The sequence below is a fragment of the Paenibacillus barengoltzii NBRC 101215 genome (genome assembly GCF_004000745.1).
GTDB classification, from domain to species: domain Bacteria; phylum Bacillota; class Bacilli; order Paenibacillales; family Paenibacillaceae; genus Fontibacillus; species Fontibacillus barengoltzii.
Window position 1 is genome coordinate 1 of sequence record NZ_BILV01000117.1, and the last position, 9,748, is coordinate 9,748.

Consider the following 9,748-nt stretch of genomic DNA (forward strand, 5'->3'; position numbering starts at 1 on the left):
ACTGGGTAACAAAATTACGTGAGTGAACCATTATCCTTCGGTAACATTTTTATATGAGTTGACACGGATATTAGGTGCGGATAAAGTAAGATGTTATTCAAGGGAGCGATTTCATTGGACCATACAGATCAAGCATGGCAGGAAGAACAACGCCGCGTGGAGTACGTGGCAGACCAAATCGACGCCAGAATCCGCAAGCTGGAGCGGGAGGTTGGCAGTGTACGCGGCGACGTCGTTGAGATGCGGAAGGACTTCTGGGACGAAGTAACGGTGAACTTTAGCGAAGCGGATGATGTCGGTGAAACGTCGACCAGCTTACGGCAGCAATCTCAGGTGCTTGCAGAGCGGGAGAAAAGCCATCAGCATGCGTCTATGGCGCTTGGAAAGCTGAAACGTTTGAAGCAATCGCCTTATTTCGGGCGCATTGATTTCGCGGAAGAAGGCGAGCCGGTGGAAGCCATCTATCTTGGGATTGCTTCCTTGCTCGAAGAGGGGGATGAAACGTTCCTCGTCTATGATTGGCGGGCGCCGATTTCCAATCTTTATTATGACAGTGTTCCCGGGCCGGCTTCCTATGAGACGCCGTCCGGCACGATCAAAGGAACGATGACGCTTAAGCGTCAGTTCGTAATTAACGGACGCCGCATCAAGGTGATGTTCGACACCGGCGTCACGATTGGCGACGAGCTGCTGCAGCAGGTGCTTAGCCGTACCTCCGATGCGCAAATGAAGAGCATTGTGGCTACGATTCAGCGCGAGCAAAATAAAATCATCCGTAACGATCGCAGTCGGATGCTCATCGTGCAAGGGGCTGCTGGCAGCGGCAAAACATCGGCGGCCTTACAGCGGGTCGCTTACTTGCTCTACAAGCACCGTGAGGTGCTGCAGGCAGATCAGATGATTTTGTTCTCCCCCAACCCGATGTTTAACAGTTATGTTTCAACGGTATTACCCGAGCTGGGCGAAGAAAATATGCTGCAAACAACGTTCCAGGAGTATCTGGAGCATCGGCTCGGGAGAGAATTCCAGCTTGAGGATCCGTTTGTACAAATTGAATATGTCCTTTCTGCTCCTGAGGATGAGGCTTATCAAGCTCGGGTCAGCGGAATCCGGTTTAAATCGTCAGTTCAATTTCTGCATGCAATCACACGGTATAAGGAATTGCTGGAGCAGAAAGGGATGATTTTTAAACCGCTTCGCTTTCAGGGCAAGGAGATTGTTGGCGTGGAGGAAATTGCCCGGCAATTTTATTCTTATGATCCGGCGATCCGGCTGGCCAACCGTTGTGAGCTGTTAAAAGATTGGCTGCTCAAGGCCATCGCCGCTTTTGCCAAGTCCGAATTGGATCAGCCTTGGGTAGAGGAACAAATTCAGCTGCTTGATGCGGAAGACTACCAGCGGGCTTACCAGCGCATGCGGCGCAAGCAACATGGCAAAACTCCTTCATTTACCGATTATGAGGATGAGAAGACGATTTTGGCCAAAATGGTAGTCAGCGATCGGCTTAAACCGCTTCGCAAATGGGTGAAATCGCTGCGTTTCGTTGATGTGACGCGGCTATACACCCAGTTGTTCAGCGACTTGGCGATCTTCCGAGAAGTTCATCAAGAAGAGCTTCCGGATCAGTGGGAAGAGATCTGCGAGCAGACGCTGCAGAAAATTGCGGGAGGCGAGCTGTTCTATGAAGATATTACGCCTTTCCTCTATTTAAAAGAGCTGCTGCTGGGCTTCCGGTCCAACACCTCGATCCGTCACGTCATTATTGACGAAGCGCAGGACTATTCGCCGTTCCAGCTGTTCTTCTTGAAGCGTCTGTTCCCGCGGGCCAAAATGACAGCGCTGGGTGACTTGAACCAGGCGATATATGCGCATGCCTCGGTGCTTCAGCAGTCCTCTGTATTCAGCGATTTGTACGGTGCGGAGGAGAGCGAGTTGATTACACTGGAGCAAAGCTATCGTTCCACCCGCCAAATTGTGGAGTTCACCCGTGAGATGATCCCTGGCGGGGAGGTGATCGTTCCATTCAACCGGGAAGGTGAAATGCCAGAGGTTCACCTGGTTGACGATATAGAGGAGCTTCATGCTTCGCTGGAGGCGATGATCGGTCAGCTGCGTGCAGACGGATATGAATCGATTGCCGTCATTTGCAAAACGGCGGAGGAAAGTCAGCAAGCTTACGATCGGCTTAGCGCTAAGCTGCCGGCGAAGCTGATCAAGAAGACGACGTTATCCTTCGAGAAAGGGGTGCATGTCATCCCGGCCTATTTGGCCAAGGGTGTAGAGTTCGATGCGGTGTTAATTTATGACGGTTCTGATCGCAAGTACACGCGGGAGGCCGAACGGAAGCTATTTTACACAGCCTGCACCAGAGCGATGCACTTGCTGCGGATTTACTCTGTTGGCGAACCTAGTCGGTTTATCCGGGAAGCTGCTAAATCCACTTATATTTTGGTTCCATAACTGCGGTATATTTTCGGCTGATAGTACCAAACTAATCGGGTCTGTTTAAACTTCATTCGTGAAGGGTGGCCTGATGGTTAGATGGTCGGCAAAAAAGGCGATTTGATTGCATTGGCCTCCATACCGCTTATTATGACGCTGGGCAATTCCATGTTAATTCCGATATTGCCCCAGATTGCCCGTGAGCTTCATGTTAACTCGTTTCAGGTCAGTATGCTGATTACCGTGTATGCGGTGGTTGCGATTTTGCTGATTCCGATTGCCGGCTATCTATCCGATAAATTTGGCCGAAAAGCAATCATAGTCCCCAGCTTGATCATTGCGGGAATCGGCGGTTGCATCTCAGGCGTGGCGGATTGGTTTGCGAACGGGCTAACCGTATACTGGATCATCTTAGGCGGGCGTTTCTTACAAGGCATCGGAGCAGCCGGCGCCTTTCCGATCGTATTGCCGCTGGTCGGTGATCTGTATGAAAGTGAGGAGGAAGTCAGCCGCAGTTTAGGCATCATCGAAACCTCCAATACGTTTGGCAAAGTGCTCAGCCCGATCTTAGGTGCACTGCTTGGCGCTTGGATCTGGTATGTGCCGCTTCTGTCGATTCCGGTATTATGTTTGATCTCGCTATTGCTGGTGCTGTTTTTGGTGCGGGAACCGAAAGATCGGGAGAAGGCCAAGCCGCTGAGGGAATTTATCTCTGCCGTCAAAGTGGTGCTGAAGCAAAAAGGCCGCTGGCTGTATGCCATCTTTGCGATCGGCTGCATTTCGATGTTCCTGTTGTTTGGCGTGCTGTTTTATTTGTCTGAGCAACTGGAAGCAAAACACGGCCTGGACGGTGTGATCAAGGGGTTGGTACTGGCGATTCCGCTGGCAGCTTTATGTCTGGCTTCTTATGTGACCGGGAAAAAAATCGGCAAGGACAAAAAGCTGATGAAATGGTCTGGCGTCGCAGGCTTAATCCTATCGACCGGCGCCTTATTTGGCATCGGCTTTTTCAACAACATCTATTTTGTGATCGTTTGCCTGATCGTCTGCGGCGCTGGTATCGGCATCGTCCTGCCCAGCTCCGATGCCTTGATCACCGAAGGTGTCGACAAGGAAATGCGAGGTACGATTACTTCACTCTACAGCAGCATGCGGTTTATCGGTGTATCGGCGGGGCCGCCGGTGATGTCGTTGCTGATGAAGGCTGGCCATATGACGATGTTTTTCGTCATCGCCGGAGTGTCGCTGGTGGCGGTCATCCTGCTGCTGACGATGGTCAAGCCGGAATCCGGGCACGGTGGCGCAATCAAGCTCAAGGAGCCCCGAAAACGTACGAAAGTGGTAAAGGCTTTCCATCACAGCTAGGCATAAGGGCATGGACTCTCGGCAGCAGCGGACCGATCGGTTACGCTGCTGTTCTATTGTCCGGGCTTTTTTGGTATGATTAGGAGCGAAAGTGCCGCTGGGACAGAGGTGTTCGAGCGGGCAAAGGTACGAACATCATGATTTTGGAGGGGTAGACATGAATGCCAAACAGGCGGCGGGTTACCGCGCTGCAGAATGGGTAAAGGACGGAATGACCGTTGGTCTCGGGACGGGGTCAACCGCTTATTATGCGATCGAGAAAATCGGCGAGATGGTGGGGAACGGGTTGCAAATTCGTGCCATTGCAACATCGAAGGCTTCGGAAGAACTGGCTGTGAAATACCACATCCCGCTCATTGAGGCAAAGGATGTGGACCGATTGGATCTAGCCATTGACGGGGCCGATGAGGTCGATCCGCAAATGGCGTTGATCAAAGGCGGCGGGGGCGCGTTGCTTCGGGAGAAGCTCGTTGCGATCAACAGCGATCGATTTATCGTTATCGCCGATAACGGGAAGATGGTCTCTACATTAGGGCGTTTCAAACTGCCAATTGAGCTGGTTCCGTTTTGTTACGAATGGACGCTGCGGGAGTTGAAGAGCCGTTATGATGTGCCGTTCGAGATGCGGATGCAAGGGGATCAGTTGTACGTGACGGATAACGGCAACTACATTGTCGATGCGGCCTTCGGACAGATAACCGACCCAGCCCGGTTAAGCGACGAGTTGAAGGCGATGACGGGCGTTGTTGAGCATGGATTGTTCGTGGGTATTGCACACACGGTTGTGATTGGTTACGAGGATGGGCGTACGGAAATCAAGGAGGCTTCATGTTCAAATCAATAAAAGCAAGAGTGGACGAGCCTGCCATTCGGGAGTTGCTGGAATATGCCGTGATGTTTGACCCGGATGCACTGGAGGATGCGGCTCGTTTGTACCGGGAAGAGGATACATATCAGCTGTTTGGATATGAGGAAGAGGAAGCAGGGATTACCGGAATTATCGGCTATCGGGTTAATGCTTCGCAGACGCTTGAAATTATCCACCTGGCTGTCCATCCGGAGCAGCGAATGAAAGGGTATGGACGTGCCTTGGTGCTGCTCGCCCTCACGGAAGCATCTCCTGAGCGGATGGAGGCTATTACGGATGAGGCAGGAGCAGATTTCTTCCGGAACATTGGGTTTCAAATTACCGGGTTTTGGGATGAAGCCATCGGGGAAGAACGGTTTCGTTGCATCTATGAAGTGGAAGAGAACGAAGAGGACGAGTAAGGTCTGGATGAAAGGCTGCGGGAAATCCGCGGCTTTTTTTGCTATTCATCGCAAGGATAAATTTGACTTTCAGGCGGCAATCGCCTATAGTTTCATTTGTAGTTTGATTATCGAACTATTCGACTATAGAACTAATTGGACAGGTTTGAGCTGGAGGGATGTAAGGCAGTGAATATTGAAACGATGCAGTTAATTGAACGTTATTTGGCCGCTTATTTCGAGGTCACGAAACGGTTGAACGGGCAAATCCGCGACATGATTCAAGAGGATGTCACCATGGAGCAATTTCAGATCTTGAAGTATATTGCCTCTCGCGGCCGGTGTACCTCTACGGAACTGGCAGACACGTTTGGCGTCGGCAAAAGCTCCATTACTGCGATGACCACGCGAATGGTTGATAAAGGGGTGTTACAGCGAACTCGGGATGAAGAGGACCGTCGGGTTGTATATTTAACGATGACGGAGCAGGGAGAGCGCAATTACGCAATCGTTCAAGAACAAATCATGAGCACGGTCTCCAAGTATTTGGTGCATTTTAGTGCGGAAGAGGTTGAAGGGGTTATCAGCGCTTTCGAAAAATTAGCCAGATTGATCAGCGAAGGGAGTTCAGAGAAATGAGATTCATACTGAAGGCAAGATGGTGGATATTGCTGCTGTGGATCGCTTTAGCAGCGGCATTGATGCTAACAGCGCCTTCCATGGCAGATTTAGTGCGGGAGAACGGGGAGATCACCGTTCCAGACGGGTATTCCTCCTCTGAAGCTTCTGCCATTCTGGCGGAGGCGGCTAAGCTGAAGGGAGGAGCGGCAGAGACACAAATCGCCCTCGTCTTTCATGATGAGCAAGGCATCGATGAGGCCGATCAGAAGGAGATTGAACAAGGCATCTCCGCGCTGCACGACAAGATGGAGGAGATCGGCATCGCTTCGATTACCGATCCGTACAGCACGCCGGAAGCGAAAGATAAATTAATCTCCAAGGACGGCAAAACGATATTAACCTCTTTGTCGGTACTTGATGAGCAGCGTCCGCTTAAGGATATCGAGCAAGATATCCATCAAACCCTTGATTCGCTGAAGGTTGAGCACTATTTGACCGGGCAAAAGCAAATTAACGAGGATATGATCGTCAGCTCGGAGCAGGGGCTGAAGAAATCGGAATATTTTACTGTCATCTTTATTCTGTTGATCCTGTTTGTAGTTTTCCGCTCGGTGGTGGCGCCGTTTATTCCTTTGCTGACGGTTGGGCTCAGCTATCTGGTGTCCCAATCCATCGTTGCGTTTCTGGTGGATACGGTGAACTTCCCGATTTCAACGTATACACAGATTTTTATGGTGGCGGTGATGTTTGGGATCGGGACAGACTATTGCATTCTGCTGATCAGCCGCTATAAGGAAGAACTGCAGCATACAGACGACCAATGGGAGGCGATTGTCCAGACGTACCGTAAAGCAGGGAAGACGGTGCTCTTCTCCGGACTGGCCGTCCTGGTCGGCTTCACGACAATTGGCTTATCGCAGTTTATGTTGTACCGTTCGGCGGTGGCGGTAGCGGTCGGCATCGCGGTGATGCTGATCGCCTTGGTAACGGTTGTACCGTTCTTTATGGCTGTGCTGGGCACAAAGTTGTTCTGGCCTGTCCGCGGTTCACTGGAACATAAGGAGAACCGCTTCTGGGGCGCCATCGGCCGCTTCTCCTTGAAGCGTCCCTGGGCAGCGCTGCTGATCGTTGCTGCGGTAACGGTACCTTTCGTAATTTCGTATACCGGCAATGTGTCCTTCAACAGCATGGAGGAAATCGGTGACGAATATGAATCGGTCAAAGCGTATAACATCATCTCCGAAAGCTTTGAACCCGGCGAGTCGTTGCCGTCCACCATCGTAATTAAAAATGACGAGCCCATGGATAATGCGGAATATATGGCGCTCGCTGAGAAGATCAGCCGTGAGGTTGAGAAGACGGACGGAGTAGCCAGCATTCGAGGGATGAGCCGCCCAACAGGGGAAGTGCTCAAGGATTTTGCATTAAGTAATCAGGTGAAGACCGTTGGTGAAGGATTAGGCGAAGGCGGCGAAGGGCTGGGCAAGATTCAAAACGGATTGGCGGAAGCCAGCCAGGCCCTGTCGGAAAACGCCCCTAAACTCAAGGAAGCAGCCGACAGCACCGGGCAGCTGGTGGACGGCACCGCGAAGCTGAAGGACGGGATCTCTCAGCTGTCTGGAGGTCTTGCCGCGATTGAGAAAGGGATTCGGGAAGGTTCGGTTGGGGCTGGCCAGTTGAAGCAAGGATTACAACAAGCGCAAAAAAGTGCTGAGGATTTGGCGAACGCCCACAATCAACTGCTTGCCTCGTATCAGCAGTTGGCTCAAGGGGCTTCCGGCTTGGGCAACGGCCTGACGCAAATCCGCGAACCTTTAGGCGCTGCATCGCAAGGGCTAGCCGCTTTGACGGGGCGATTTACTAGTCTGGAGGACAAATATCCGGATTTGGCGTCAGATCCAGATTATTTAACGATTCGCACGACGGTATTGGAAACCGGCAAAGGTCTGGAGCAACTGACGGCCGGACTTCAGCAGATCGAAGCACAGCTTGAGCAGGTTGCGGCCGGGCTGAATCAAGCTAACCAAGGCTACGCGCAGGCGGCAGCCGGCGGGAAGCAGTTGGCCGATGGTTTGAACCAGATCATCGCAGGCCTGGCGAAATTACAATCGGGGTTGGATCAAGCTGCAAACGGCCAAGGAAAGATCGTGGGGCAGCTGCCCGAAGTCGAATCCGGCCTGGCTCAAATTCAATCCGGGCAACAGCAAATTCAAACCGGATTCAGCGAGTTTTCGGGTCAAATCACGCAGTTAACTGATGGGCTGAATCAAAGTGTGGACGGCCTGGAACAAGTGTCCGGCGGATTAACAACTGCCAAGGATTACTTGACTGAGGTCGGAAGCACGGACAACGGTCTGGATGGCTGGTACGTTCCGAAGGAAGCGTTGGAGAACGAGCAAATCCAGCAGGTGTTCGATACGTATCTATCCGCAGACCGCAAAGTGATGAAGCTTGAGGTTGTCTTCTCCAGCAATCCTTATGGACGGGAAGCGATTGACCAGATCGGTGCCGTGGAATCTGCGGTGCAAACGGCAGTGAAAGGGACGTCGCTGGAAAACGCCGACATCGCGATCGGCGGCGTATCGAGTACGTTTAACGACCTGAAGACGATTTCGGGGAACGACTATACGCGCACGGTGTTCTTAATGCTGGCTGGGATCTTCATTATCCTGGTGGTGCTGCTCCGTTCGTTGGTCATGCCGGTTTACATCATTTTGTCCCTGGTGTTGACGTTCTACGCTTCGATTGGGTTTACGGAATGGGTCTTCGTCGATATCTTTGGCTACTCCGGTGTCAGCTGGGCGACGCCATTCTTCGGCTTCGTTCTGTTGGTAGCGCTGGGCGTTGACTACAGCATCTTCCTGATGGACCGCTTTAACGAGAACAAAGAGTGGAACGTCAGCGACGCGATCTTGCATTCGATGCGCAATATGGGGACGGTGATTTTGTCCGCAGCGATCATTCTTGGCGGGACGATGGCCTCGATGTATCCGTCCGGCGTGCTGTCCATGCTGCAAATCGCCACGCTGGTGTTAACCGGCCTGGTGCTGTACTCCGTAGTCGTTTTGCCGTTCCTCATCCCGGTGATGGTGAAGCTTTTTGGGCAAGCGAACTGGTGGCCGTTTCACCGCCGCTTCGGCGAAGGGACGCAGCAAGAGAACAGTGTAAATTTGTAAACCGCAGGTGTACAAAAGCAACGCCGGCTTCTTCTCCAATTTGGAGGGAAGCCGGCGTTTTGTTGTGGATACCTTGACCTTAACCAAGCGTGCTGCGTTTGAGGAAGCTGCGCAGCGCCCATCCGCGCTCTTGACGCTTCTTATATTTCGGTAGAGAACGGTACACCTCAATCGACTCCTTGTAAGCGCGTTTTGCCTCTTCCTTGCTGCCCAGCGACTGATACAAGCAGCCAAGCAAATAATACGCTTCACTGGAGGAGGATTGGATTTCGCCAAACCGAGCGGCGTATTGCAGCGCTTTCTGCGGATCTCGCTCACGGAAGGCGGAGGCGAGCCGCAGGTAAGGTTGACCGTATTTTACCCGTTCATTCAGACTCAAGGCATGCAAAATATGGACTTCCCCTTCCTCGATCCGTCCAAGTCCTAAGCAGGCTGCCCCAAGGTCATCCCAAAACTCGGCAGATGACTCAGAGAAGTCCTTCGCCTCTTCGAGCAAGCGAAGGGCTTCGGTATATTTCTTGCGTTCCAGCAGCAAGCGGGCAAGCTCGCGTTTGGCGGAGACATCGAAGGGGCTTGCCGCCAATTGCTGCCGGAGCCTTCCTATATTACGGCTGCGTTTGAAGGGCCTGCTCAGGCTCGGAAACAACCCTACATATCGGCGATCAATGAAGTAAAGAATGAGCAACAAGATGATAATGGCGAGGAAAGGATTGCCTAACAGCCAAGATAAGAGAAAAAACAGGAAAATCTTACTCATGATAAGTCCTCCGCAATCACATGATAATTTCCAATTATATCACAAGGGAAGGAGGACGAGGGAAAGTCTAGGCGTGTTTACCACTAGCCTTGCATCTAAAGTGACATGGTATTCAATTAATTGTTAATCTTGGTTGTAT

7 protein-coding genes are annotated in these 9,748 nt (G+C 51.8%); 6 read left to right on the plus strand and 1 reads right to left on the minus strand.

What is annotated here, in order from left to right; all coding sequences use genetic code 11:
• Window positions 1-90: 90 nt before the first annotated feature.
• The 6 genes from helD to PBA01S_RS21870 all read left to right on the plus strand — a co-directional run bounded on the left by helD (window position 91) and on the right by PBA01S_RS21870 (window position 8,852).
• Window positions 91-2,460: an RNA polymerase recycling motor HelD gene (helD, locus tag PBA01S_RS21845; RefSeq protein ID WP_127576727.1), complete on the plus strand. Its 2,370-nt coding sequence runs from the start codon at window positions 91-93 to the stop codon at window positions 2,458-2,460.
• A gap of 81 nt (window positions 2,461-2,541) precedes the next feature.
• Entirely contained in the window at window positions 2,542-3,807 is a 1,266-nt protein-coding gene (bcbE, locus tag PBA01S_RS21850; RefSeq protein ID WP_127576728.1) for a bacillibactin exporter BcbE, read from the plus strand.
• 157 nt (window positions 3,808-3,964) lie between these two features.
• Window positions 3,965-4,651: a ribose-5-phosphate isomerase RpiA gene (gene rpiA / locus PBA01S_RS21855; RefSeq protein WP_127576729.1), complete on the plus strand. Its 687-nt coding sequence runs from the start codon at window positions 3,965-3,967 to the stop codon at window positions 4,649-4,651.
• A complete protein-coding gene (locus tag PBA01S_RS21860; protein ID WP_028537801.1) occupies window positions 4,636-5,076 on the plus strand; it encodes a GNAT family N-acetyltransferase in 441 nt (146 codons plus the stop codon). Before rpiA ends, PBA01S_RS21860 begins: the two co-directional genes overlap by 16 nt.
• Before the next feature lie 168 nt (window positions 5,077-5,244).
• Window positions 5,245-5,694: a MarR family winged helix-turn-helix transcriptional regulator gene (locus PBA01S_RS21865; RefSeq protein WP_016312489.1), complete on the plus strand. Its 450-nt coding sequence runs from the start codon at window positions 5,245-5,247 to the stop codon at window positions 5,692-5,694.
• Window positions 5,691-8,852: an MMPL family transporter gene (locus PBA01S_RS21870; RefSeq protein ID WP_127576730.1), complete on the plus strand. Its 3,162-nt coding sequence runs from the start codon at window positions 5,691-5,693 to the stop codon at window positions 8,850-8,852. The genes PBA01S_RS21865 and PBA01S_RS21870 overlap by 4 nt, the downstream gene beginning before the upstream one ends.
• A 79-nt stretch (window positions 8,853-8,931) precedes the next feature.
• Here the strand turns inward: PBA01S_RS21870 and PBA01S_RS21875 are convergent, their stop codons facing one another.
• A complete protein-coding gene (locus PBA01S_RS21875) occupies window positions 8,932-9,609 on the minus strand; it encodes a tetratricopeptide repeat protein (protein ID WP_127576731.1) in 678 nt (225 codons plus the stop codon).
• Window positions 9,610-9,748 lie beyond the last annotated feature (139 nt).

What these genes read in the sequence shown, in the direction of transcription:
- helD (WP_127576727.1), top strand. Translation starts at nt 91, where the DNA reads ATGTTATTCAAGGGAGCGATTTCATTGGACCATACAGATCAAGCATGG.
- PBA01S_RS21870 (WP_127576730.1), top strand. Translation starts at nt 5,691, where the DNA reads ATGAGATTCATACTGAAGGCAAGATGGTGGATATTGCTGCTGTGGATC.
- PBA01S_RS21875 (WP_127576731.1), bottom strand. Translation starts at nt 9,609, where the DNA reads ATGAGTAAGATTTTCCTGTTTTTTCTCTTATCTTGGCTGTTAGGCAAT.
- rpiA (WP_127576729.1), top strand. Translation starts at nt 3,965, where the DNA reads ATGAATGCCAAACAGGCGGCGGGTTACCGCGCTGCAGAATGGGTAAAG.
- PBA01S_RS21860 (WP_028537801.1), top strand. Translation starts at nt 4,636, where the DNA reads ATGTTCAAATCAATAAAAGCAAGAGTGGACGAGCCTGCCATTCGGGAG.
- bcbE (WP_127576728.1), top strand. Translation starts at nt 2,542, where the DNA reads ATGGTCGGCAAAAAAGGCGATTTGATTGCATTGGCCTCCATACCGCTT.